At 68.0% G+C, this 24,210-nt stretch carries 21 protein-coding genes; 8 read left to right on the forward strand and 13 right to left on the reverse strand.

Going from position 1 to position 24,210, the window contains the following annotated elements:
• Nucleotides 1-92: 92 nt before the first annotated feature.
• The 6 genes from PD653B2_RS06275 to PD653B2_RS06300 form a co-directional block, all read right to left on the reverse strand.
• Entirely contained in the window at nt 93-3,185 is a 3,093-nt protein-coding gene (locus PD653B2_RS06275; protein ID WP_085871487.1) for an FtsX-like permease family protein, read from the reverse strand.
• Nucleotides 3,182-3,850, reverse strand: a complete 669-nt coding sequence (locus PD653B2_RS06280) for an ABC transporter ATP-binding protein (protein WP_165763353.1) — start codon at nt 3,848-3,850, stop codon at nt 3,182-3,184. The genes PD653B2_RS06275 and PD653B2_RS06280 overlap by 4 nt, the downstream gene beginning before the upstream one ends.
• Before the next feature lie 35 nt (nt 3,851-3,885).
• The gene (locus PD653B2_RS06285) at nt 3,886-4,575 is read right to left on the reverse strand and encodes an ABC transporter ATP-binding protein (protein ID WP_085871489.1); all 690 of its coding nucleotides are present in this window, start codon (nt 4,573-4,575) and stop codon (nt 3,886-3,888) included.
• Nucleotides 4,572-5,468: a hypothetical protein gene (locus PD653B2_RS06290; protein ID WP_085871490.1), complete on the reverse strand. Its 897-nt coding sequence runs from the start codon at nt 5,466-5,468 to the stop codon at nt 4,572-4,574. Before PD653B2_RS06290 ends, PD653B2_RS06285 begins: the two co-directional genes overlap by 4 nt.
• 77 nt (nt 5,469-5,545) lie before the next feature.
• Nucleotides 5,546-6,895: a sensor histidine kinase gene (locus PD653B2_RS06295; protein ID WP_165763354.1), complete on the reverse strand. Its 1,350-nt coding sequence runs from the start codon at nt 6,893-6,895 to the stop codon at nt 5,546-5,548.
• Nucleotides 6,896-6,903: 8 nt separating this feature from the next.
• Entirely contained in the window at nt 6,904-7,629 is a 726-nt protein-coding gene (locus PD653B2_RS06300) for a response regulator transcription factor (protein WP_085871492.1), read from the reverse strand.
• 125 nt (nt 7,630-7,754) lie between these two features.
• On the opposite strand from PD653B2_RS06300, the gene PD653B2_RS06305 reads away from it, so the two are divergent.
• The 5 genes from PD653B2_RS06305 (at nt 7,755) to PD653B2_RS06325 (ending at nt 13,124) form a co-directional block, all read left to right on the forward strand.
• Nucleotides 7,755-8,078 (forward strand): PepSY domain-containing protein, encoded by a 324-nt coding sequence (locus PD653B2_RS06305; RefSeq protein ID WP_085871493.1) that lies wholly within the window; start codon nt 7,755-7,757, stop codon nt 8,076-8,078.
• 425 nt (nt 8,079-8,503) lie between these two features.
• Entirely contained in the window at nt 8,504-8,983 is a 480-nt protein-coding gene (locus PD653B2_RS06310) for a hypothetical protein (RefSeq protein ID WP_133058991.1), read from the forward strand.
• Between the two features lie 3 nt (nt 8,984-8,986).
• Nucleotides 8,987-9,727 carry an ABC transporter ATP-binding protein gene (locus tag PD653B2_RS06315; protein ID WP_085871495.1) on the forward strand — a complete coding sequence of 247 codons (741 nt, stop codon included), beginning with the start codon at nt 8,987-8,989 and terminating at the stop codon, nt 9,725-9,727.
• Nucleotides 9,724-10,434, forward strand: coding sequence for an ABC transporter ATP-binding protein (locus PD653B2_RS06320; protein ID WP_242665161.1), 711 nt, complete (start codon nt 9,724-9,726; stop codon nt 10,432-10,434). Before PD653B2_RS06315 ends, PD653B2_RS06320 begins: the two co-directional genes overlap by 4 nt.
• Nucleotides 10,431-13,124 (forward strand): ABC transporter permease, encoded by a 2,694-nt coding sequence (locus PD653B2_RS06325; RefSeq protein ID WP_085871496.1) that lies wholly within the window; start codon nt 10,431-10,433, stop codon nt 13,122-13,124. Before PD653B2_RS06320 ends, PD653B2_RS06325 begins: the two co-directional genes overlap by 4 nt.
• Nucleotides 13,125-13,327: 203 nt before the next feature.
• Here PD653B2_RS06325 and PD653B2_RS06330 read toward each other — a convergent pair whose 3' ends face one another.
• A complete protein-coding gene (locus PD653B2_RS06330; protein WP_085871497.1) occupies nt 13,328-14,296 on the reverse strand; it encodes a tyrosine-type recombinase/integrase in 969 nt (322 codons plus the stop codon).
• 401 nt (nt 14,297-14,697) lie between these two features.
• Between PD653B2_RS06330 and PD653B2_RS06335 the strand changes: the two genes are divergently transcribed.
• A complete protein-coding gene (locus PD653B2_RS06335) occupies nt 14,698-14,988 on the forward strand; it encodes a hypothetical protein (RefSeq protein WP_207559385.1) in 291 nt (96 codons plus the stop codon).
• 44 nt (nt 14,989-15,032) lie between these two features.
• Here the strand turns inward: PD653B2_RS06335 and fahA are convergent, their stop codons facing one another.
• From fahA to PD653B2_RS06360, 5 genes are all read right to left on the reverse strand, one after another.
• Entirely contained in the window at nt 15,033-16,217 is a 1,185-nt protein-coding gene (gene fahA, locus PD653B2_RS06340; RefSeq protein WP_085871498.1) for a fumarylacetoacetase, read from the reverse strand.
• Nucleotides 16,214-16,921 (reverse strand): hypothetical protein, encoded by a 708-nt coding sequence (locus PD653B2_RS06345; RefSeq protein ID WP_207568278.1) that lies wholly within the window; start codon nt 16,919-16,921, stop codon nt 16,214-16,216. The genes fahA and PD653B2_RS06345 overlap by 4 nt, the downstream gene beginning before the upstream one ends.
• A 140-nt stretch (nt 16,922-17,061) precedes the next feature.
• Entirely contained in the window at nt 17,062-18,276 is a 1,215-nt protein-coding gene (locus PD653B2_RS06350; RefSeq protein ID WP_085871500.1) for a homogentisate 1,2-dioxygenase, read from the reverse strand.
• Between the two features lie 25 nt (nt 18,277-18,301).
• The gene (locus PD653B2_RS06355) at nt 18,302-19,909 is read right to left on the reverse strand and encodes an FAD-dependent monooxygenase (protein ID WP_085871501.1); all 1,608 of its coding nucleotides are present in this window, start codon (nt 19,907-19,909) and stop codon (nt 18,302-18,304) included.
• A 5-nt stretch (nt 19,910-19,914) separates the two neighbouring features.
• Complete coding sequence (locus tag PD653B2_RS06360) at nt 19,915-20,877, reverse strand: MBL fold metallo-hydrolase (RefSeq protein WP_085871502.1); 963 nt, start codon at nt 20,875-20,877, stop codon at nt 19,915-19,917.
• Nucleotides 20,878-20,971: 94 nt separating this feature from the next.
• On the opposite strand from PD653B2_RS06360, the gene PD653B2_RS06365 reads away from it, so the two are divergent.
• Both PD653B2_RS06365 and PD653B2_RS06370 read left to right on the forward strand, forming a co-directional pair.
• Complete coding sequence (locus PD653B2_RS06365; RefSeq protein WP_085871503.1) at nt 20,972-21,901, forward strand: LysR substrate-binding domain-containing protein; 930 nt, start codon at nt 20,972-20,974, stop codon at nt 21,899-21,901.
• A gap of 179 nt (nt 21,902-22,080) precedes the next feature.
• Entirely contained in the window at nt 22,081-22,623 is a 543-nt protein-coding gene (locus PD653B2_RS06370; protein ID WP_165763355.1) for a MarR family winged helix-turn-helix transcriptional regulator, read from the forward strand.
• 36 nt (nt 22,624-22,659) lie between these two features.
• On the opposite strand, the gene PD653B2_RS06375 is transcribed toward PD653B2_RS06370, so the two are convergent.
• Nucleotides 22,660-24,135 (reverse strand): APC family permease, encoded by a 1,476-nt coding sequence (locus tag PD653B2_RS06375; protein ID WP_165763356.1) that lies wholly within the window; start codon nt 24,133-24,135, stop codon nt 22,660-22,662.
• Nucleotides 24,136-24,210: the final 75 nt, after the last annotated feature.

Genomic DNA, 24,210 nt, shown 5'->3' on the forward strand with positions numbered 1-24,210 from the left:
CGTCGTTGGAATTCTGGGAGGGTGCTCCTGAAGCCAGCCTGAACGTGGGGCCGATGGATGCGGAACCAACCCATCGCGTGGCAGCCGAGGAATCATCCATCGCGGAGCAGTTCTGCTGGATCCAGTCGTTGCACCAGCCAGTGTCCGAGCATGGCGGCCGCGCCGCCGGCGACGATAACCACACCGGCTGGGATGAGCGCCGCGGAGAACGGCACGACGAGAGGTGGCGACAAGACGAACAGCGGCTGCAGCACGTGCACGAAGTAGGTTCCCATGACGATGCCGACCGGGATGCCGGCGAGGGCGCCACCGATGCTGACAGCACCTGTCTCGGCCAGGATCCACCACAGGATGGAGCGGGCTTCGCATCCCTGCGCCCGCAGTGTTGCGTACTCCCGGCGCCGGTGCAGCAATAGTCCAAACACAAACAGTCCGCTGGCGATGGATGCCATGCCCAGCGCGAACCCGGAGTCGAGCGCGACCAGTCCCTTGATGTTGAGGGCGGCCAGGCTCGACTGGTCACTGCTGAGGTTGGTCCGCCGGGTGTCGATATGGAGGTCGTACCTGGCCGCAGGCGGACCCTCCAGGGCGTGCACTGCCGCATCCAGGGCGCCGTCAGTGTTGGTCGCAGCATTGGCCAGGAAGAAGTCCGGCGTCTGGGAGGGGACCGCGCGGGCGAAGGTGTGGAGGTCGATCACAGCGTCTGCGCCCTCGGGGAATCCTGGAAGGCGGGTGAAGAGTCCGACGACGTGGAGGTGGACGGTGCGCTGGTGCTGGGTGCTGCGGGCGAGGAGGACGTCGAGGTCGTCTCCGGTCCGCACCTTCAAGAAGGTGGCCATCTCTTCGCTGAGGAGGACCGCGTGGGGGTCGGACGCGATCTTGGAGAGTGCCCGGCTGCTAGTGGAGTCGACGAAGTGCTCGTCGTGCAGGGGGGCGATGGCTTGGTAACCGTGAGGGTCGACCGCGGCAAGGTTGGCCGGGTCGGAGGTGCGCGCGCTGGTGAGGATCACGTTGCTGGTGGCGAAGATGACGGGCGTCGCCTGCGGGACCGCCTTGCTGGTGAGTCGGGTGCTGTCGGAGATGTCGAGTTGGGGCTGGGCCCCGGCGGCTTGGGTGACCCGTAGGTCGGCGCCGGTGGCGAACCGGGCGTCCTCGCTCTTGGCCTGGTCGTAGGAGGCGGTGAAGGTGGCCAACGTCGTGAGGAGAGCCACGATCAACGTGACGAGGGCAGCAGCGTTCGCGATCGGCCACGGCCGTCGTCCGATGTTGAGCTGGGCCAGCCGCCACCTCAGTGGTTGGAGGTCAGCCCGCGAGCCGGGGTCCAGCCGGCCCAGGGCGGTCGAGATGAAGCGGGCCGCGACAAGGGAGCCGCCGACCCAGGCGGCAAGGGGTAGCAATAGGAGCTTGAGGTTGAGGTCGACGCCCCGTCCGAAGTACACAGACCCGGGCGCGCCGGCGAAGGCCCCGAGAGTGAGGGCCACCGTGGTGCCGATGACAACCACCGTGACGATCAGTAGGTCGACATGGAGGCGTCGCCACAGCGGTGCGCGTCGGAGGTATGCCGCGCGGTCCTCGTTGATCTCCCGGTCGACCGAGCGGCGCGCGGTCAGGTAGAGCGCCAGTCCGGTGGCGACGAAACCGGCGAGCGTCCCCAACGCCGCAGAGGTCAGGAGGTCGGTGGTGCGGGCCCGAGCGAGCGACTGAGCTCCCAACAATTGTCTGGTGGCGAGGTAGCCGACGGCGAGGCCGACGACCGAGCCGGCAGCCGTGATGAGCGTGGTGTGCAGCGCGAGCATCCGGAGCAGCTGGCGTCGGCTGGCGCCCCGGATGCGCAGGACGGCGTGCTCGCGTCGTTGGGTCTCTGCGAGGACGTTGCCAGCGTAGGCGGACAGCATCGCGGCCAGCAGGGCCCCGGGCACGCCGAGGAAGACGAACAGTCGTTTGGCCGCGGCGGAGTCGGCCACGGCGACCGAGAGGGTGTTGGAGATGTTGTCGAGAAGGTAGTCGTCCTGGTAGGGAGCCACCTGCATCACCGCGTCGGCCACGGCCTGGGTCTGCGTCAGTGCCGTCTGCGGATCGGCATCGAGGGCTTCACGGTCGAGGGTGAGGTCGACCTCGCGGATAGGTGGGGTCTTGAAGTCGTTGCGAATGCGGAGGGCCCGCTCGTAGGCCGGCTGGATGCGGTCGGCGAAGAGTCCTGAGCTGACCGCGACGGACAGCGGGGTGTACTGGAAGGTCTCCAGGTCTCCGCCGCGCCGGGAGGTGAAGAGCGTTCGTGCCCGGCTGAAGTCGGCGGTGCCGGAGACGGGCAGATGGATTCGGCGACCGTCAGGCAGGTCGAGGGTCACGGTGTCCCCGACGGCGATCGCGAGCTCGTCGGCCACCTCGGCCGAGACCACGGCCGCGTCGGGTCGCCAGCTGCCTGTGCGGAGGCGGATGTCCTGGTGACGCCTGGCGAAGCCCGGTTCGAAACCGAAGACTCTCCCCGGGCCGGGAGCCAGGTGTCCGGACGCGCCGATCGAGGAGTCCGGTAGTGCACCGATCGAGAGTGGCTCGGCCGCAGCGACCCCGCGGACGCCGGCGAGCTTGGCGGCGAGTTCGGCCAGTGGGGTCTCGGCGGGTCGGTTGGCCGGCACGGGGCTGACGGTCTCGCTGGTGGAGACGCTGGAGCGAACCGATTGCGGCTGGGCCGTGGTGTCGATCGCGATCTGGTAGGTGATCCGGTGGTGGCCTCCCGAGGCCAGGGTGCCGAGGTTCAGCCCGGCGCCCGTGGATCCCGCGGCGAGCGGGTTCGCGCCTCCCGATGCAGGGAGCGGTCGGCCGTCGAGGAAGGCGCTGCCCTTCTTGAAGGTCACGCCGGGCTGGGGTTGGGAGCGGACGGTGACCTCGTGGGCGGGGAATCGGCCGCGGTTGGAGACCGTGAGGACAACCTGGCCGACCCCGGGCTCCCCAGTCTGTTCAACCGTCTGGTGGAGTCGCACGCCATTGCCTGCGGTGCCTTGCACGATGCGTTGCATGTCGATGGTCAGTGCCGAGACCGATCGCTGGGTCATCGAGGCCGTGAGCCCGTCGATGAAGAAGAGCACGCCGCAGAACAGGCCGACCCCGACGGTGATCCCGACAACCGTGGTCAAGGTGCGACGGAGGTTGCGGCGCAGGTCCGCCAGGATGTAGCTGAGCGTCATCGGTCCTGCCTGTCGTGGCGTTGGGGGCGCAGGTGGAACGTCGTTCCGATTGACGTGGCCACGGCGGGGTCGTGGGTGACCAGCACCAGGGTCGCGCCTACGAAGCGCGTGGCCTCGAGCAGTGTGCGCACCACCGCCCGGGCCGCGACGTCGTCGAGGGAGCCGGTCGGCTCGTCCGCCAGCACGAGGGACGGTCGGGGTGCGACTGCGCGTGCAACTCCAACTCGCTGTCGCTGGCCGCCGGAGAGCTGGTCGGGATAGCGAGAGGCGAGCTCGTCCACTCCGAGCTCGGTCAGCACCTCCGTGCAGCGGGCCGTGGCGTTGGCGCCGGAATCGGCCACGGCCAGAGCCAGCGCGACGTTCTCTTCGACCGTCAGGTGGGGTAGCAGGTTGTCTGCCTGGTACACCATGCCCAGGTGGCGGCGTCGGAAGGCGGTGCGGGCAGAGCCGCTCAACGAGGACAGTTCTGTCGCGCCCACCTTGACGGTGCCGGCGGTGGGTGTGGTCAGCCCGGCGAGCAACGACAGGAGCGTTGACTTGCCGCTACCGCTCGGGCCCATGACGGCGACTGCGTCGCCGGCTTTCACGTCGAACGAGGCGAGGTCGAGGGCCCGAACGGCTCCTTCAGGGGCTGGGTGGTCGACGAGCACGTCGCGGACGGACACGCCGTCTCCGGAGTCGCCTGTCCGGTACTCCGTTGTCATTGCCTCACCGCCGCCGAGGCGAGGGCAAGCCTGTGATCGTGGATGGAGTACCTGATGGGCATCGCCTCGGCGAGCTCCCGGTCGTGGGTGACCAGCACCAGGGCCCAGGGTCCGTCGAGGATCTCGGCCATGACCTGGGCGGCGTTGGATTGGTCGAGCTGGGCGACGGCCTCGTCGGCAAGGATCAGGTCGGGCCCTTTGGCGATGGCCACCGCGACGGCCACGCGTTGGGCTTCGCCGCCGGACAGGGTCCGCGGCAGGTTGTGGGAGCGGTGGGCGACCCCGAGCGCGGCTAAGGTGTCGCGGGCGCGTCGGCGGCAGTCTCGTCGGGACCCGAAGTGTCCCAGTCGCAGGGCGAGCTCGACGTTCTCCTGCGCGGAGAGGAACGGGATCAGGTTCTCTGACTGCAGTGCGATCCCGATGTGTCGGGCTCGCAGTCGGGCGCGGTCGCGGTCTGGCAGCGATTCCAGGTCGTGTCCCAGGACGTGGACGCGACCGTGGGTGGGTCGAAGGAGTCCGGCAATCAGCGACAAGAGCGTCGACTTGCCAGACCCGGAGGGGCCGACGAGGCTGATCCGTTCTCCCCGATGAATGGTCAGGTCGATCTTCTCCAGGACCGGCGGCGTGTCCGGACGGCCGTAGGTCTTGGAAACTTCATGGAGCTCGACCAGGTTCTCGGTGCTCACCGGACACGCTTCGCGTCGGGAGCATCGGCGAAGACGTCCGGGGCGACCGTGCGTGCGTGTGCTTCCAGGTCGAGGACGAGCTTGCTCTTCCTCGCTGTTCCGCTCGGCGTGAGCTCGATGAAGTTCAGGAGCTGAAAGGTGTCCTGGTGAAGGCTGGCATCGAGCGGGACGTTGTCGATCACGCCGACGCCGGGTGCGTAGTACTTGTTCTCGTTGTCAGGGGCGTCGACCTCGCCTTCCTGGACCACCCGTACGTCCTTGTAGCACCCGAACTTCACGCAGTGCTTCACCCCGACCTCGACGGGCTTGCCGACGGAGGGTTTCTCCCCGTCAGCGGCGGAGATGCACCACTGCGGGGTGTCCGCGGTCACCTTCGCGGGCGCCAGGATTCCTACCAGCGTCGAGTCCGACGCCCCCAACCACGCGCTCTCCACGTCGGTGAACTGCCCGCCCTCATAGGCCTCGGTGTAGCCGCCGAAGATCCAGACGTTGCCGTCCTTGTCCAGAGCCAGGTAGTCCATGCCGACCTCGGCGACCTCGCCGGCGTCGGTGGACTCGTCGAGCATCGCGATGGCGGGCACACCGTCGATTTGCCGGACGACGTCGGTCATGGTGGAGGTGACGGTGAAGGGCACCTTCCTCGATCCGACTTCCGTCGTACCGCCGCGGACCCACTGCATCCCCGGCTTCAGCGGGTGGTAGGGGTTGGTGTCTCGCGTGGGGTCGACGAAGCTGGCAGGGTCGATCTCCGCCTGCGTGCACGCGCCGGCCTGCGACTTCCCGTCGCTCGTGGCGGTGCCCCCGCACGCGGAGAGAAGACAAACCAACGCGGTAGTGACGGCGACGCCCAGGGTCAGCTTGCTGGGAACACGGTCAGCGACGGGGTGTGTCATGGTTCGACCGTGGCAGGTGTCAACTGAAGGCATCCTGAAGGCGGCACGACGGCGGCGTGCCTGCACCTGCGCTCCTGCTACTGACCCGGTGGCGAGAGCGGGAGCCTGAGTCGCATGGTTGTCCCACGGCTGGCATCGACCAGGTCGACGCTCCCCCCGTTGCGTTCGGCGAGCTCGCGGGCGATCGACAGGCCGAGGCCGCTGCCTCCGCGGCGGGACCTGGCCGTCTCGGCTCGGTGGAAACGGTCGAAGATCTTGTCCCGGTGCTCCGCGGGCACGCCCGCTCCGTCGTCGACCACGAGGAGTTGTGCACACCTCCACCCGTCCACGTCCGCGCTGTCGACCACCAGTCGTACGCGGCTTTCAGCATGCTCCGCAGCATTGTCAAGCAGGTTCCTGACGATGCGACGGACATCAGCAGCATTGGCGTACGCCGGCGCAGCCGAGACCGCACCGGTGTCGACGTCCGCCGCGCTGCTGCTCCGTGCTCGGGCAGCCTCCTCGAGAACGATCGCGTCCAGGTCGAGATGCGTGGGGGAGGCAGCGCCGTGCGCGTCGATGGAAGCGAGCTCGAGCAGATCCCCGACCAGCCGCTCCATGTCTGCCGTTGCGCCCAGCACCTCATCGCGCAGCCGCGCCGCGTCGACGCCGTCGGAGCCGGCCAGGGCGACCTCGAGGGCGACCCGTTGCGCTGTCAGCGGGCTCTGCAGGTCGTGGGAGACGTCCGCGACGAAGTCACGCTGCCGCCGCGCGGCGACATCCAGGCGTTCGAGCATCGCGTTCATCGTGGCCGCAAGTCTTCCGACCTCGTCCTCGACCCCATCGCCGGCCACGCGCCTGTCGAGGTTCTCCTCCGTGATCCGGTCCACCTCCGCCCGAATCCGGTCGAGACGTCCGATCACCCGGCCCAGAAGCAGCCAGATCGCGACCCCGAGCAGCACAACGATCACGGGTACGCCAACACCCAGAGCCCACCGCAGGACCACCGACGCCTCTGAGACCGCCTCCAGGCTGTTCCCGACGTACACCGTGACCGACCCTTTTGGACTCGGGCCCGAGGCGTACCAGAACCGGTAGGTCTCGACCTCCTGGTCGTCAGGCGCCTGGAAGGTACTCGTCTGAACCTCCTCGCCCGGATGTAGTCGGGCCACCGCCGGGCGCCCCGCGACGTTGGGGGAGGCAGCCAGCACGATCCCGTCGTCGGCGACGACCTGGGCGACCCCGTTTTCGTCGACGTTGCGCAACGTCCTCGGCAGGTCACCCTTGCGCGCCAGGGCGAGCAAGTCGTCGACCCGAGACCGGGACAGCTGGTCTGAGGCTGCAGTCAACCGGTTCTCGAGAATCTGCACCAGCAGCACCGATCCCACCGCCAGGAGGACCGCGAACACGAGCGTGCCGATCAGGGTTGCCCTGGCGCGCAGGCTCAACCTCATCCTCATGTCTCGCCCGGCGCTTCCAACTCTGGTCTGGAACCAGCCGCGGGCTGCGCCACGTCGTCGACGACCCGATAGCCGACCATCCGGACCGTCTGCAGGGAGCGCCGGTCGAATGGCTCATCGATGCGTTGCCGAAGCTGTCGCACGTAGACCTCGACGATGTTGGGATGCCCGTCATAGGCAAAGTCCCACACGTGCTCCAGGATCTCCGTCTTGGACAGGATCCGGTCGCCGTGCCGCATCATGAATTCCAGGAGCGAGAACTGCTTGGGAGTCAGGTCGACCGGGATGTCCCCGCGCCAGACTTGGTGCACAGCCGGGTCCAGGCGCAGGTCCCCGACCTCGAGAACGGTGGGCCGCTCTCGGTTGTCCCGCCGCAGCAGGGCCCGCAGCCGGGCCGTCAAGACCATGAACGAGAACGGCTTGGACAGGAAGTCGTCGGCCCCGGCGTCGAGAGCCCGCGTCTCCTGCTCGGGGCCACTGCGCGCCGTGAGCATCAGGATCGGCGTCCAATCCCCTGACTCCCGTCTCCGCGCACAGAGGACGTCCCCTGCCACGCCGGGCAGCATCACGTCCACCACCATGGCGTCGTAGGTGTTTTCGGCGGCATACCACTCACCGTCAGTGCCGGTCAGGGCGACATCGACCGCATAACCCTCGGACTCCAGCCCACGTCGCAGGGCCGCCGCGAGCTGCTTATCGTCCTCGACCACAAGAATTCGCACAACGACAGGATCTCAGCCGCTGCTGAAGGCTCGCTGAAGGTGAACTGATCTGACCGGCTTCAGGGTGGCTTCAGCGAACGCCGACCAGGCTGTGGACCAGGTTGAACGATCACGAAAGGAGAGCCATGCGCAAGCGAGTAGTCATTGCCGCAGCCGGGATCGGCGCCGCCCTGGCGGTCGCCGGTGGGGGTGTCGCCGTCGCCACGAGTGGTGGTGACGACGGTCCGGTGAGCCATCAGTACACCCAGGAGCAGGCCGACGCCGCGACCTCGGCGGCACTCGAAGCGACCGGTGGAGGGACCGCGAACAGCGTCGAGACCGACAATGAGAACGGCGCGACCTACGAGGTCGAGGTCACCAAGCCCAACGGGGCCACCGTCGACGTACGCCTGGACGAGAACTACCAGGTGGTCGTCATCGAGGGCGACAGCGACTCCGGCGGCAACTGACCACCACCACCCCCGGCAGCAGGGTGCGGCGCCAGCCGCACCCTGCTGTGTGTCGCTGTGTGTCGCAGTGCCGTGCGCCGGCAAGTCAGCCGCCCAGACCCACGCGCCTTGCCCCGGCGTGGAGGGCGACTATTCGGACGGTGCGCTAAGCGAGCCGGCGTCGCCCAACGGCCGCTCTCAGGGTGCTCACAGCGGATACCTCGCACCATGGATCTGGTCCCTCGGACCACGCAGATCCACCCACTTCCGCTGGAGGCCATGCCATGAATCCATCGCAGCACGCATATTCTTCTGCTTCCTGGTCGCCCACTCGTCGTCGAACACGAGTCTCTGCCGCCGTGTTGACCGCGGCTCTCCTCGCTCTGTCCGCACTGCTGGGTGCGTGTGGAGGCTCGTCGTCGAACACGGGCTCGGAGTCGGGGACGGTGAAGGAGTACAGCCCCGCTGGCGACATCCCCGACGACCAGGTGTTCGTGGACTACACCGACACTTCAGGCCGGGTGACGATCAAGGTCCCCGAGGGCTGGGCACAGTCGGACACCGCGAACGGCGTCAGCTTCACCGACAAGCTCAACACGATCCAGCTTGAGGTGCTCGACGCCAGCCAGCAGCCGACCGAGGCCACGGTCAAGAGCGACGACCTGCCACAGCTCCTGAGCTCGATGAGCAACTACTCCGGCGGAGAGGTCTCCAGCGTCGACCGTGCGGGAACCACCGCGATCCTCGCGACGTATGAGGCCGACGGCCCGAAGGATGATGTGACCGGTAAAACCGTCACCGACGCCTTCGAGCGGTACGTCTACTTCCAAGACGGCGTCGAGGCGATTCTCACCCTGTCGGGCCCGACCGGGGCCGACAATGTCGACCCGTGGCGGCTCGTCAGCGACTCACTGCGCTGGAAGTGACCGATGACCGCCACGACGGCGCAGACCTCGACCACGGTGACCGCACCGGGAACACCAGCGGTGGCGGCGGAGAACGTGTACCGCTTCTACCGGTCCGGGGACGAGGAGACCCTCGCGCTGCGCGGCGTGAGCCTGCTGGTCCAGGCGGACGAGTTCGTGGTGATCAACGGCCCCTCGGGGTCGGGCAAGTCCACCCTGCTGGCCTGCCTGACCGGGGCAGACGAGCCATCCGGGGGCAGCATCCGCATCGCCGGAGAGCGGATCAACCACCGCTCCCAGAAGGACCGCGACCGGATCCGAGCCAGCTCCATCGGGGTGATGGCACAGTCGGGCAATCTGGTCAGCCACCTGCGGATCCGCGACAACCTGCGCTTGGCCGCCCACCTGGCCGACACCGGTCGGTCCTACCAAGGAGCTGCCCGGACGCGCACTGCACCGTCGTGGACAGCGACGGCCGAGGAGCTGGGGATCGGACAACGGCTTGATGCCTGGCCCGAGGAGCTCTCCGGCGGCGAGTCCGCTCGGGCAGCGCTGGCCGTCGCCCTCGCAGCAGGCCCGCTCGTGCTGGTCGCCGACGAACCTACCGGCGAGCTGGACGCTCACACCGAGGCATCCCTGATCGAGCAGCTGCGGGCGGTGGCCGCGCGTGGGGTCGCGGTGATCGTGGCCAGCCACAGCGACGCAGTGGCGGCCGGCGCCGACCGCGTCGTCCGCCTCAACGAGGGACAGGTCGTCCCATCGTGACCACCACCACGAGTGGAACGATCGGGCGACCTGCGTCGGTTCCGGCGACAGCGGTCGTCGAGGCCGATCAGGTGTCGGTGACCTACGGCCGCGAGGACGCGACGGTCCGTGCGCTGGTCGAGGCAAGCCGTCGGCTGCTTCCGGGCGACACGATCGCGCTGTGTGGCCCGTCCGGGTCGGGCAAATCGACCCTGCTTCACGTAGTCGCCGGACTCGTGCCACCCACATCGGGGCACATCCGTTGGCCCGGGCTGGACCCATCGGTCCCCCTCAGGCAGCAGATCGGCGTGGTGTTCCAGGCACCCAGCCTCATCCCCGCGCTGAGCGTGGTGGAGAACGTCGAGCTACCGCTGCTGCTTCACGGCAGCAGCCCGCCCGCCGAGGCCCGCGACCTTGCCCTGGCTGCCTTGCGCGACCTCGACCTCGATGGCCTGTCCGCTGCCCTGCCGGAGGAGATCTCCGGCGGCCAGGCCCAGCGTGTGGCCGTGGCCCGCGTCCTGGCCGCACGACCCCGATTGATCTGCGCCGACGAACCCACCGGGCGGCTCGACCTGGACCACGCCCTAATGGTCACCAACCTCCTGCTCCGCGCCGCCAGCCAGCTCGGCGCTCCGTTGCTGGTAGCCACCCACGACCCCCGTATCGCTGACCGGCTCGGGACGACCTGGCCGATCGCCGACGGCCGACTGGCCGAGGAGCCCCGATGAGCAGCATGCTGGAAGGCCTCCACCACCACGTGGCCTGGATCTCCGGAACGACCCGACGCCGCCGCGGCCGGTTCCTGGCTGCGGTCGCCGGGGTCGCGCTGACGGTCACCACATTGGCGTTCCTCGCGATGTTCATCAGCGCCTCGCGCGCCACCATGACCGACCGTGCCGCCGCCAGCGTCGCCGTGGACTGGCAGGTCGCCCTCGACAACCCCGCCGACACCGCCCGCGTCACCGACACGCTCACGGCTCGCGGCGGCGTGACCGCGGTCGACCCGGTCGAGTTCCTCAACGCACGAGGCATCGAGGCAACCACCGGTGGCACTCGGCAGGTGACGGGCAAGGCCGCGGTCCTCGGTCTTCCCGCGACATACCGCCGCGACTTCCCCGACGCGATCAGGACCCTTGTAGGTTCAGACACCGGGGTGCTCCTGGCACAGCAGACCGCAGCGAACCTGCACGTCGAGCCCGGCCAGGAGATCACCCTGCTGTGGGGCGACCGGCCCACCACTGTCACCGTCACCGGTGTCGTCGAGCTCCCGCAGGCCGACTCGCTGTTCCAGAAGGTCGGAGCACCACCGCAGTCGCAGCCTCTGGCCCCACCGGACAACGTTGTCCTGATGCCCACCGCGCTGGCACACAAGCTCGCCACCGGCTCCGGCGTCACCCCCAAGGTCCAGATCCACGTCGCACTGACCGGCACCCTCCCCGCCGACCCCGCATCGGCCTACGCAGCGACCCTGGCCGACGCCAACAACCTCGAAGCCGAGCTCGCCGGGTCGGTCCGGGTCGGCAACAACCTGGGCGCGGCCCTGGACGCGGCCCGCGAGGACGCGGCGTACTCCCAGATCCTCTTCCTGTTCCTCGGCGCGCCTGCGGCGGTGCTGGCCGGGCTGTTGACCGCCGTGGTGGTCGGCTCGGGTGAGGATCGCCGTCGCGGCGAGCTCGCCCTGCTCCGGCTCCGAGGGGCCCGCCGCCGAACGGTGATGACTCTCGCGGCGGCCGAGGCCGCCTGCGTCGGTGTCGTAGGCACCCTTGCCGGGGTGGGCGCTGCCATGCTCGCTGGCCGGTTCGCGTTGCACAGCGTGACCTTCGGTGCCACGTCGAAGGCGGGGATCGTGTGGCTTGTGGCCATCGGCCTAGTCGGCTTCCTCACGGCTCAGGCCTGCTATCTGCTGCCCACGGTCAGGGACCTGCGTGCCCTGACCGTCGCCGACAGCAGACGCCAGTTCGGCGCAACCCGGACGCCGAATCGGTACGCCGGCCTCGTCGTCGCCATGATCCTGCTGGTCGTCTCCGGGCTGGTGTTCTGGGCAACCTCGCGCAGCAAGTACGCCCTCGTGCTTGCTCCCGAGGGCGTGCCGAAGCTGTCGATCAGCTACTGGGCGTTCGCCGCGCCGGCACTGCTGTGGATCGGCGCGTACCTCCTTACCCGCGACGGCGGCTCAGTCGCCCTTCGCTATGCGCGGCGGCCGCTGACCATGGTTCTGGCTCCGCTGAACCGGCGGATCACCTCGACCGTCGTGGCTGGCGTCATCCGCAACCGAGCCGTGATCGCGCGTGCCTCGACGCTGCTCGCCCTCGCCGTTGCCTTCGCGATCTCGGCCGCCACCTTCAACAGCACCTACGCCCAGCAATCCGAGGTCGACGCCCAGCTCACCAACGGCGCCAACGTCCAGGTCGTGCTCCCACCCTCAGGGTCGGCCTCTGCCCCCGCCGCTGAGCAACGCATCGCACAACAGCTCGACGCAATCCCAGGGGTACGCCGCGTCGAGCCGCTACAGCACCGCTTCGCCTACGTCGGAAACGACCTGCAGGACCTCTACGGCATCGACGCCCAGACCCTGCCCACGGTCACCGCTTTCCAAGACGCCTACTTCCAAGGCGGCACCGCAGACCAGATCCTGACTCGGCTGCGCGGCACCCCCTCCGGGGTGCTGGTTAGCGCCGAGACCGTCACCGACTTCAACCTCAGCCTCGGTGACCATCTCAAGCTGCGGCTGCCCGACGCCACCTCGGGAAGCCTCCGCCCGATCGAGTTCACCTACGTCGGCGTCGCCAACGAATTCCCCACCGCACCCAAGGACAGCTTCCTGGTCGCCAACGCCAGCTACGTCGCCGACCAGACCCATGACCCCACCGCGGGCACGTTCCTCGTCGACACCGAGCCCGGGCAGGAACGCGCCGTCGCGGACGCGGCCCGCAGCGCCCTGGGGACCTCAGCCGCCGTCACAGACATCACCCAGACCCGCGGACTGATCGGGTCCAGCCTGACGGCAGTGGACCTACGCGGCCTCACGCGCGTTGAGCTCGTTCTCGCCGCGCTGCTGGTCCTGGCCGCCGCGGCCTTGGTCACCGGTCTCCAGCTCGCCGAACGCCGACGCACCTTCGCCATCGCCCAGGTACTCGGCGCACGACGTCGACAACTGGTCAACCTCGCCATCAGCGAGGCCGCCCTGACCAGCGCGATCGGCCTCATCGCCGGAGGCATCGTCGGATGGGCGATGAGCCACATGCTCGTCAAGGTCCTCTCCGGAGTCTTCGACCCCCCACCCGCATCCCTCGCGATTCCCTGGGCCTACCTCACGACCATCGCCCTGGCGACCCTCGCCGCCATAGCGACGGCCAGCGCGGTCGCTGCACGGCTCAGTGCCAGTACCACCGTCGCCGACCTGCGGGATCGCGACTGAACCGCACTGAGCCCACCCGTACTGCACCCAGCGTGCCCGCAGCAACGGTCGGCGACTTGAACGTCCATGTGCTCGCGATTGAGCGGATCGCATCACCGTCGCAGCATTGGGCGTCGACGTTGAGAGCCGACCTCGGCGTCGGGTGGGCACCCACCGAAGCGGTGACGCCGCAGCTGCTTCGACGCCTCCGGCATGTGCCTGTGTCAGAGGTTGCCCAAGTCAAGCCTGCGTGCCTCGGCGGCAGCCCGTTCCCCGGCGGTGGCTCGGGTGTAGCGGACGAGCATGTCAGTGCGGGTCCAGCCGGCCATGGCCATGAGTCCAGACTCTGACCCGCCCTTGGCGAGCCAGCGGTGGGCTGCGGTGTGGCGGAGTCTGTGGGGATGGAAGCCGTCGATGCCGGCCAACTTCGCGCGGCGACGAAGGGCGCGGCCGAGCCCGTCGTACCGGAAACTGGTTCCGCGCGCCCCCAACCAGACAGCGGACTCCTCAGCCCCGGGGTGGTCCCGGCGCAGCTCGAGGTAGGCCTCGAGCGCTCTGGCGGTTGCCGGGCCGACCGGAATGACCCGGCCTCGGCCGCCCTTGCCCAAGCGGATGGTGATCCGACCGGCTGGCAGGTCGAGGTCGCCGGTGTGCAGCGCGATCAGTTCGCCGGCGCGGATGCCGGTCTCCATCATCAGCCGAATGATGGCCTCGTCCCGCCGGTGGTGCAGTGGCTCACCGCGGCGATGGGTCGGGGTGGTGCAGGTGGCGATGAGGGCTCGTAGTTCGTCGTCGCTCAGCGGCATGACGACCGGGTAGCGCTGCGCGGGCCCCTTGATCCCGACGAAGGGGTCGCCCGGCAATTGGCTGGTGGCGATGAGCCAGGCGGCGAAGCGCCGCACCGCGAGCTGGCGGGTCCGCACTGTCCCCGGAGCAGAGCCGGTGTCGAGCAGTTCGGCCATCCAGGTGTGCAGCGACGTCCTGGCCATGGGGACGGCGTTCGTGGTCTTGCACCACCGCAGGTAGCGCTCCGTCCCGTCACTGTAGACAGCGATCGTGCCGGGACTCTTGTTCTCGGCACGCAGCGCCAACTGCCATTCCGGGATCAGCGCCGTCAGCGCGGCGGCCTGCCCGCTGCTGATTGGAGCAGTGACGGTCAGTTCGGAGGAGATCGGTGGGGTGTGTGGGTTCATGGCCGCACTCGATCAGCGGGCGCACCGGGCGTCGGGCTGCTCGGGAGAACCTGGGGATCAGGGCGGTGGAGGCAGCGTCCGAATATCCCGTCACTAAGTGGACACTTGATCAAGTTCGTAAATGCTTTCAGGCTCGGAATCCGTAGATTCCGAGCCTGAAATTCGTAGCGGGGGCAGGATTTGAACCTGCGACCTCTGGGTTATGAGTGCCGTAATCCCTCACCAACTGCCTCACCACTTGGCTCACATTGTGTCGACAGGTGAGCCACTCTGAGCGTAAAGTCGCAGGTCAGAGCCCTATTCAGATTCCGCCTCCTTTCGCTGACCTTCGCTGGCTTTCGGGGCAACGTTTGCGGACACTGTGCGGACATTGCTGATTTCGAGTCTCTCGGGAGGCAGTCATGGCGTGGATCAAGGAGCGTGTCACCGGTGACGGGGACAAGCGGTTCGTGGCCTGCTACCGCGACGCCGAAGGCGTACAGCGGTCGGCCGGCACCTTCTCGTCTCGCCGTGCCGCCGAACGCGCCGCGAACCGGGAGGAGGCCAAGGTCCGAGACGGCACGTGGCATGACCACTCCCGCGGTGTCGTCACCTTCGCCGAGTACGTCGAGACCGTGTGGCTGCCCTCCAAGCAGGTCGAGACCTCGACGTTGGCGGCGTACCGGTCGGTCAAGTCCCTCGTAGTGGTGTAGCGCTGCGTGGGCTTCGGCGGTGGCCGTGGCGACGACCTTGTCCTTCACGCCCCCTGATTGGCGAGGATGCATCCTCGGGCCTCGCCGAAGCCGATCCGGGTGCCGCCCGGTCCGGGTGCTGTGGCGGACAGGACGATCTCGTCGCCGTCCTCGAGGAAGGTGCGCTGCGCGCCGCCCACGTCGACGGGCTCCTGCCCGCCCCAGGTGAGCTCGATGAAGGCGCCGCGCTGGCCCTTGTCCGGACCGGAGATCGTGCCGGAGGCGAAGAGGTCACCCGTGCGGGTCGGGGCGCCGTTGACTGTGAGGTGGGCGAGCATCTGGGCCGGCGACCAGTACATCGCGGCGTACGGCGGTCGGCTGACGACGTGGCCGTTCCACTCGACCGCCAGGTCGATGTCCAGTCCCCACGGTTCGTCCAGAGCGAGGTAGGGCAACACTGTCGGTTCCTGGACGGGCGTCGCCACCCGGGCGGCCTCCAGCGCGAGCAGGGGAACGACCCACGGGGAAATCGTCGAGGCGAACGACTTCCCGAGGTTGGGCCCCAGCGGCACGTACTCCCAGGCCTGGATGTCGCGCGCGGACCAGTCGTTGAAGAGCACCACACCGAAGATGTGCTCGTCCGCCCGGTCGACCGGGATCGGTTCGGCCATCGGGTTGCCCATGCCGACGACGAAACCGAGCTCGGCCTCGATGTCGAGCCGGGTCGACGGGCCGAACACCGGGGCGTCATCCGATGGGGCCTTGCGCTGGCCTGCGGGGCGCACGATGTCGGTGCCCGACACCACGATCGACGAAGAGCGGCCGTGGTAGCCGATCGGCAGGTGCTTCCAGTTGGGCGTCAACGGGTCCGGGTTGTCGGGGCGGAACAGCCGTCCGAGGTTCGAGGCGTGGTGCTCGGAGGCGTAGAAGTCGACGTAGTCACCGACCTGGAACGGCAAGTGCAAGGTCACTGCGGCTAGCGGGTGCACCGCCGCCGCGAGCACGTCACCCTGGAGCGCTGCGATCACCCGCGCCCGCACGTCGATCCAGCGCTTCCGGCCCTGCGCCATGAAGGCGTTGAGTGAGGACTGCCCGAACGTCGCCTCGTCGTCGAGCACCAGACCGAGGTCGACGACATGGTCGCCGTAGCGGACCGCGACCCGCGCGGCCTGGCCCGCCACGGTGTAGACGCCGTACGGGAGGTTGTGCAGGCCGAACAGATCGTCGGACTGGACGTCGAGCGTGGTCATGCGAGGTCCTCCGTCAGGCGGGTGTCGATCAGACCAAGCCCGGCGAGCTCCTCGACCGGCTCGGTGACCGAGCAGGTCCCGAAGGACCGGAATGTGTTGCGGACCTCGGGGGACAGGGTCCGCACCCGGTCCGCGACCCGCGTACCGTCGCGGTCCGCGAGCAGCTCCGCGAGCTCTTCCTCCTCGGCTCCGTCGAGCGCTGCGCCGGTGGCGGTGAACAGGTTGAGGAAGCCGTGCTGCTCGAACTTCGTCTGGGGGTCGGTGTTGCGGAGCGCGTGATGCAGGCCTGCGGTGGCCTTGAAGGGCACCCCCGCGGCGGTGAGAGAGGCAACGGCTGCGGCCAGCTCGGTCTCGTCTGGATAGAGATCGGCGCTGACCCCACCGGTGCGCAGCTTGGCCATGAAGCCGGTGCCGGACAGCGCGTTGACCAGCTCCGCTCGACGTTCGTCCCTGGGCAGCTCGATGTAGACAGGGACCGCGCGGTCGCCCAGCGCGCGCTTCAGGAAAGGCACCACCTCGGCGGAAGCCGCGTCGTCGGGCAGAGCGACCTCGACGGACTCCAGCCGTGCGGGCGCGATCTCGTCGACGTACGCCACCGCTGCCGCTACCTGATGGAGCGGCACGGTCAATGACAGGCGGAACGAGCGCGGCGCAAGGTTGTCGGCAATCGGGGCCAGCCGTTCGAGGTCCTTCGCGGCGAGCACGAAGGCCCCGACCATCGGCGCGTAGGCCGCCGCCTCGTGCCGGCCGTAGGCAGGCACAGCATCGGCCAACGGCAGGTTGCCCGGCGGGAAGACGGCAGCGTCGTCGCAGAGTCCGGCGAACAGGGGCGGTACTTCGACGCTCATCCGCCCGTCTCTCCCGTCTTGCCTCTGTCTCCGCGTGCCCAGGAGTAGGCGTAGACGCCGTCGTCGATGTCCCGAGCGGCCTCGCCCAGCTCGAGCGGGCGGAAGGTGTCGACCATGACCGCGAGCTCGTCGAAGTACTCGGCGCCGATGCTGCGCTCGTAGGCGCCGGGCTGCGGGCCGTGCGGGTGGCCGCCGGGGTGCAGGCTGATCGAGCCCTGGCCGATGCCCGATCCCCTGCGGGCCTCGTAGTCGCCGCCGCAGTAGAACATGACCTCGTCGGAGTCGACGTTGGAGTGGTAGTAGGGCACCGGGATCGACAGCGGGTGGTAGTCGACCTTGCGAGGCACGAAGTTGCAGATCACGAAGTTGTTGCCCTCGAAGACCTGGTGAGCCGGCGGTGGTTGGTGCACCTTGCCGGTGATTGGCATGTAGTCGTGCACGTTGAACGCATAGGGGTAGAGACAGCCGTCCCAGCCGACGACGTCGAAGGGGTGGTCGGGCAGCACATGGACCGTGCCCGCGATGCCGCCGGGGCCGGGACCACGGTGCTTGATATAGACCTCGACGTCGCTTCCCTCGACCACACCGGCATCCGAGGGGCCGCGGAGGTCGCGTTCGCAGTACGGCGCGTGCTCCAGGAGCTGCCCGAAGCGGGACAGGAACCGCTTGGGCGGCGTGATGTGCGAGTTGGCTTCGATCGCGTAGATCCGCACACTGCCCTTGGGCACGATCCGGTGGGTGGTCGCCCGCGGGATGATCGCGTAGTCGCCCTGAGCCAACTCGAGGTCACCGAAGACCGTCTCGACGGTCGCTTCGCCGGACTCGACGTACAGGCACTCGTCACCGATCGCGTTGCGGTAGTACGGCGACGTCGTGTCTGCCACGACGTAGGACAGGCGCACGTCGGCGTTGCCCAGGAGCAGCCGCCTGCCGGTGACCGCGTCCACTCCGGCGGTGCTCTCGTCGAAGAGCTTGTGGGGCACGAGGTGGATCGGCACCAGAGGGTGGTTCGGCGTCGTGGTCAGGTCGGGCAGCTCCCACACCCGGTACTCGCTGATCGCCGACGGGATGCTCCGGTGGTAGAGCAGCGAGGAGTCGGAGGAGAAGCCCTCCTCGCCCATCAGCTCCTCGTAGTAGAGCGTGCCGTCGGGGGCACGGTGCTGCGTGTGGCGCTTCTGCGGAACGTGGCCCACTGAGCGGTAGTACGGCATCTCGGTTCCTCTTCTCTCGTGGGAGTCAGGGGGTGGCGCCGATGGCGCGGCGTGCGGCCGCGGCCAGGTCGGCAGGGTCAGCGGAGGTGAGCACGGCGGCGACGTGCCCATCGGGCCGGAGCAACCAGGTCTCCCCCGGCTGCGCGGCCAGCGCGCCGGTGAGGGTGCCCGAAGAGTCGATGTCCGCCATCCGCAGCACGCGGGTCGGTGCCTCGGTGGCCTCCTTCAGGACGATCGCGATCTCGGCGGCGTCGACGCCGTCGGTGGTCAGCGCAAGTAGGCCGTCGCGGACCAGCTGGCGCACGCGGACCACATCAGGTCGGTCCGACACGGCTACCGGGGCGTCGGGCACGAGCACGCCGGGCACGACGACGGGCATCTCCCCACGGGGCGGCCTCCCGGCGAAAACGCGGTCCGGGTCAGCCGTCGTGAGAGGCGAGTCGACGTACCAGAAAGGCTCGGCGAAGCGGCCGCTGTCGACGCGCGCCTGCGCCTCTGGGTTGCCGATAGCTTCCTCGAGCAGGCTCCGGCGAGCCTCCCACTCGGACTCGTCCTGAGGGACCAGGAAGCGCATCGTGTTGCTCGTGACCTCGAGGTTCTCGTGTGCCGCGGCCAGCCGCTCGTCGCTGTAGCTGTCGAGGAGGGTGTCGGGTGACCAGCCGTGCATCACGAAGGCGAGCTTCCAAGCAGCGTTCTCCGCGTCGGCGACGCCCGAGTTGAGGCCACGGGCACCGAACGGTGCGACCAGATGGGCGCTGTCGCCAGCGATCAGCACTCGGCCGACGCGCATCCGGTCGACGGTGCGGGCGTGGAAGCGGTAGACCGACTTCCACACGATCTCGTAGGGCCGGGCGCCGATGATCTGCCGGATCCGGGCGGAGAGCCGTCCGTCCTCGGCTTCGGCGTCCAGGTTGAACTCCGACGGGACCTGCCAGTCGATGCGAAAGGTCGAGTCAGGGCAAGGGTGGATCAGCACCTGCCGGCCGGGATTCCACTCCGGGTCGAAGTAGAAACGACGCTCGGTCTCCCAACCGGGAAGCTCAGCCCGGATGTCGCAGATCAGGAACCGGTCATCGAAGGTCTGGCCCTCGAAGCTGACTCCCAGCATCTGCCGGACCTGCTCGCCCCGGGCGCCTGCCGCGGCGACGGTGTACGCCGCCTGCACCTGGCTCTCGCCATAGGCCGTGGCGCACGTGATCGTCACGGAGTCGGCGGTCTGCTCGATCGCCACGGCCTCGTGGTCCCAGCGGACGTCGATCAGCGATTGCCCTGCGATCTGCTCGTCAAGGACCTGCTCCGAGTGGCACTGCGAGACATTGACGAACGCCGGGAGCGGCGAGTGACCGCGGTTGACGAATGCCCAACTGAAGAGTTCCTGGTCCCGGTAGAAGGTGCGCGCTGTGGTCCAGGTCAGGCCCGCCTCGGCGATCTGGTCGGCCCCCACGGCCGACCAGATGTCGAGGACGTCGCGCTGCTGGCAGATCGCCTTGGAACCCACGACGTCGCGCTGTGCGCGGCCGTCGAGAAGGACGACGGGGATGCCCCATCGGGCGAGCAGTAGTGCGGTGGTTTGGCCGACTGGACCGTTACCGATGACGGCTACGGGGAGGCCGGTGTAGGTGGGGACGCTCATGGCACTCAGCCCTGCAGTTCGTCCCAGACCTCACGGTCCCGTTCGGCGGTCCAGATGCGAGGCCAGTCGATGCCCTCGAACTCGTCCCAAAGTCGCGAAACGTTGAACGGCAGGCAGTGCTCGAAGATCGGCCAAGCGCCGAACTTGGGGGCCAGCGCCTGATGGGTGAGCTCGAACGCCTCCTTGAGGCCAAATCCGCGGCCGTGCGCCTCACCGACTTTTGACCGCATGACGAGCAGAAAGTCGCGGGTCTGCTCGATGGCGGCGTCGACGGCCTCGCGGCCGCGCGGCACAGCGCCGCGCCCGCCGACCAGGGCCTCGGCACCGAAGGCCTTCACCCGGTCGAGGGTGCCGGTGGACCAGTCGGTGTGGAATGCGTCGCCTGTGTAGAGGGCGGCCTCGGCCTCGACCAGGTCTCCTGCGAAGAGCACCTTCTGGCGGGGCAGCCAGGCCACGATGTCGCCGGCGGTGTGGCCGCGGCCGCAGTACTGCAGCACCAGGTCACCGCGCTCGCCGCCAAGGTCGATGGTCATGGAGTCGTTGAAGGTGAGGTCGGGCCAGGTGAGGCCGGGAACCGAGTCGGGGTCACGGAAGAGGCGCGGCATACGGCCGAACTCGCTGTCCCAGTCCTGCTTGCCACGCTCCTCGATCAGCCGGCGAGTGTTGTCGTGGGCGACGATCACCTCTGCGTCGTACGCGGACGCACCGAGCACCCGGACCGCGTGGTAGTGCGAGAGGACGAGGTACTTGACCGGCTTGTCAGTGTGCTCGCGGAGCTGGGTGAGCCAGTCCCGGGCGGCGACGGGCGTTGCTCGAGCCTCGAAGGCGACGAGGAAGTCCTCACCCTCGATGGCGCCGACATTGGGGTCGCCCTCAGCAGTCAGCGCGTAGACACCGTCTGCGAGGACCTCCAGGGTCTCGGTCTTCTCGACCAGGTCGGCGGAGGAGGCGAAGGGCTTGGCAGCCATGGGTTGTCCTTTCGGCGGGTGGATCCCCCAATGTGGCACCGGTCACCTATGATGGAAAAGCACAAGTAACTGCTGATCTTCATAAGGTGGCCTTATGAGTTCCCTGCGCTACTCGCTCCGCCAGCTCGAGTACTTCGTGGCCATTGCCGAAGCCGGCAGCCTGAGCGGCGCGGCCGAGGAATTGCGCGTCTCGCAGTCAGGACTGTCGCAGTCGCTCACGGACCTCGAACGCGCGCTGGAGGTTCAACTCGCCGTACGCCGCAAGGCACACGGCGTGGCGTTGACTCCGACAGGCACCCAGGTGCTGCGCCATGCCCGCGACCTCCTCCGTCACGGCGAGGACCTCGCCAACATCGCCGCCGGTGGAGATTCTCTGCGCGGCGTGCTGTCCCTCGGCTGCTATGTGACGCTCGCCCCGACTGCACTGCCGTCATTGCTCCAGGACTTCACCGCGCTTCATCCAGGGCTCACGATCGACTTCGTCGAGGGCACACAGGATGTCCTCCAGCGTCGAATGCTCCTCGGTGAGCTCGACCTGGCAATTCTCTACGACATGGAGATTCAGCCCGACATGGAACGAGCGCTCATCGACACCGCGCGGCCACACATCCTGCTGTCGGCCGATCACCGCCTCGCTCGGAAGCGGAAGGTGTCCCTCGCGGAGCTGGCCGCCGAACCCATGGTGTTGTTGGACGCCCCGCCCAGCTCCCACAACACGCTCGCCATCTTCGAGCGCTTCGGTGTTCGGCCCGACGTGCGCTACCGGCCGACGACGTTCGAGCTGACCAGGGCGCTGGTCGGCCGCGGCATGGGTTACGCCCTGCTCGTGCAGCGCCCCGCCAACGACCGGACCTACGAAGGACACCAGGTCGTCGTCAAGGAGATCGCCGAGCCCGTCGGCGACTCCCAAGTCCTCATTGCCTGGCCGAAGGCAACGCGGCTCAACCGCAGGTCACAGGCGTTCGTCGGATTCTGCCAGGCTCGCGGAACGTCACCGCAGCACGATGACCCGGTTAGACCCTGACCCAATGAGACATAGAAGCGTTGATAAGTGCCGATGTTGCAGCCTCGTGGCTACCGGCAGGCTGCCGTCACCGGTCTGACCCCGCCGACGCGACTCGATGGGCCGGCCACCGGCAATAACGGCGTATGCCGTCCCCGAATCAGAAGCGGTCAGAACCCCCGGTGCCTCATGCCGCGTCGGTGCGCGGGTCCGAGTTCTCAGGCCTCGCCGCCGGTCGAGTCAGTGGCCTGCTCCCCGGCGTCGACATCCAGTCGATGGAACTGGGGTTTAGTTTGGAACGCGCCGCGAATGCGCATATGCAGCAGTCCGAATCGTCCGTACACCGTGCTCTCGGCATCAGTTGGAGCGCGTTCCGGGTCCTGTACATCATCTGGATCCTCGACGAGGTCGAGGCTCGGGACGTCACCCGAATCTCGGGGGCCACCCGACAGGCGACCTCAGCGGTGCTCAAGCAGCTCGAGACGAACGGCCTGGTCACGCGGACACGGAAGTCTCCTGGCGGACCGCCGGCTCTCGGGATGTCATGGTTGGACGCGCCCATCGAGATCGCGGCCGATCTCCAGCGGCGCGAACGGGCATGGATGCGCCTGTCGGACGCGATGGATGGCACCGAGGCCGGGGAATGGCCTGCCCTGCTGACCAGAGTCGCACTGCCGGCCGGGGAACACCTCGACCAGGACGCTTTCGCAGACGTCCTGGCCGAGGCGCTTGCGACTAGATAACGGGGTCAGACCCGGGCCCTTCGGCGCAGCCAGACATCACTGCTCTCCACCGTCGTTGCCAAGGAGTTCGTCGACTGTGGAGAAGTCGCTCCCGTCGGGACCTCGCACCGAACCGACGACGAATCCCAGGATGCCCACCGCCGGCACGACGAGCCAGATCCAGCCCAGCGCATCGCCGGGTGCGGCGCCGACGAGGAGGGAGAAGTTTTTGATCGCGAGGACGATGGATGCTACGAATGCTGCTGCAGAGACGGCGGGAGCAACCAGCTTCGCCCACGTGCTCTCCCCCGAGTCGCGATTCTTCATGTAGAAGTAGGTGATCGCCGCGGCGGACGTCGCCGCCACCACGCACAGGATGGCTACCGTGCCGATCGCCAACAGCCATGTGTAAATCTTGTACGGATCTGTGCCAGCGATGAAGAACACGCACAGGACGAGCAGTGCCGCGCCCGACACGACGAGGCTGGCGACGCTGGGCCCGCCGTGCCGGCCGTGCGTGGTCGCCAGGCCCTGCGGCAAGATTCCCGCTCGCCCAAGGGCAAAGACGTACCGGCTGAGGATGTTGGTCACGCCGGCCACGATGGCGAAAAAGCTGGTGACTACCAGCACGTTCATCACAGTGACAGCACCCTCACCGAGGTACCCCCTGGCCAGTTCGATGACCAGCCCGGTGGGGTTCGCCAAGGCCTCTTGCTGCACGTTGGCCGTCCCGACTCCGTTCGCAACGGCCCATGCGGTGACGCTGTAGAAGACTCCTAGCACCGCCAAGGAGCCGTAGGTCGCGCGCGGGATCGTCTTCCTGGGTGACTTGGCCTCTTCGCTGTAGACGACGGTCGCCTCGAAGCTGCCGAATGACGACAGAGCGAAAAGAAACGCCAGACCGAAGCCTCCACTGAAGACCGACGTCGGCGAGAGCCCGTCTAATGACAGGGAAGCTCCCCCGCCCTCACCACCTTGGAAGAAGATGGCGAAGTCAAGCCACAGCACGACAAGAACCTCAAGCACCAGAAGGACGCCCATGACGCGAACGCTGAGCTCGACCTTGTTATAGGCCAGGGCTGCGATCAGGAAGAGGCATCCGAGCGCCCAGACCTGCCATTGAATATCTATCTCGAACACTTCGAGAAAAGTCTGATGGGCGAATACGCCGAAGCCTCCGTACAGGGCGCACAACAAACTCAGATAGGTAAGGAGTGCGACATACGACGCGGCCGTGCCGGCCCTGTGCGAAAAACCCTTCGCGATATAGACCACCAACCCACCCGTGCTGCCCAGGTGCCGATTCATTGCAAGGTAGCCAATCGAGAACACGGCGAAAAGAGCTGCGCTGAGGATATAGACCCCGGCCGCACCTGCGCCACTTTCCGTGAACACCAGTGGTGCAGCAGCCAGTACCGCGCCCATCGGACCAACGGTGGCGACCACGAAGAAGATCAGTGCCGGCGTCCCAATCGCGTTGGGCCTCAGATACGAGCGCTGGCGGCGGCCGGTTCGTGATGCGTCTGTTGTCATTCCATTCCATCCCATCTTACGTCTGTCAACAGTCAGCCGACCCTTTGATCGGGACCTTGGTGAGCCGTCGCCTTA

The sequence above is a fragment of the Nocardioides sp. PD653-B2 genome (assembly GCF_002117935.1).
Taxonomy (GTDB): Bacteria; Actinomycetota; Actinomycetes; order Propionibacteriales; family Nocardioidaceae; genus Nocardioides.

Excerpts from the sequence above, each read along its gene's own strand:
- PD653B2_RS06275 (WP_085871487.1), bottom strand. The coding sequence starts at position 3,185 with ATGACGCTCAGCTACATCCTGGCGGACCTGCGCCGCAACCTCCGTCGC.
- PD653B2_RS06290 (WP_085871490.1), bottom strand. The coding sequence starts at position 5,468 with ATGACACACCCCGTCGCTGACCGTGTTCCCAGCAAGCTGACCCTGGGC.
- PD653B2_RS06305 (WP_085871493.1), top strand. The coding sequence starts at position 7,755 with ATGCGCAAGCGAGTAGTCATTGCCGCAGCCGGGATCGGCGCCGCCCTG.
- PD653B2_RS06315 (WP_085871495.1), top strand. The coding sequence starts at position 8,987 with ATGACCGCCACGACGGCGCAGACCTCGACCACGGTGACCGCACCGGGA.
- PD653B2_RS06325 (WP_085871496.1), top strand. The coding sequence starts at position 10,431 with ATGAGCAGCATGCTGGAAGGCCTCCACCACCACGTGGCCTGGATCTCC.
- PD653B2_RS06330 (WP_085871497.1), bottom strand. The coding sequence starts at position 14,296 with ATGAACCCACACACCCCACCGATCTCCTCCGAACTGACCGTCACTGCT.
- PD653B2_RS06335 (WP_207559385.1), top strand. The coding sequence starts at position 14,698 with ATGGCGTGGATCAAGGAGCGTGTCACCGGTGACGGGGACAAGCGGTTC.
- fahA (WP_085871498.1), bottom strand. The coding sequence starts at position 16,217 with ATGACCACGCTCGACGTCCAGTCCGACGATCTGTTCGGCCTGCACAAC.
- PD653B2_RS06350 (WP_085871500.1), bottom strand. The coding sequence starts at position 18,276 with ATGCCGTACTACCGCTCAGTGGGCCACGTTCCGCAGAAGCGCCACACG.
- PD653B2_RS06355 (WP_085871501.1), bottom strand. The coding sequence starts at position 19,909 with ATGAGCGTCCCCACCTACACCGGCCTCCCCGTAGCCGTCATCGGTAAC.
- PD653B2_RS06360 (WP_085871502.1), bottom strand. The coding sequence starts at position 20,877 with ATGGCTGCCAAGCCCTTCGCCTCCTCCGCCGACCTGGTCGAGAAGACC.
- PD653B2_RS06365 (WP_085871503.1), top strand. The coding sequence starts at position 20,972 with ATGAGTTCCCTGCGCTACTCGCTCCGCCAGCTCGAGTACTTCGTGGCC.
- PD653B2_RS06375 (WP_165763356.1), bottom strand. The coding sequence starts at position 24,135 with ATGACAACAGACGCATCACGAACCGGCCGCCGCCAGCGCTCGTATCTG.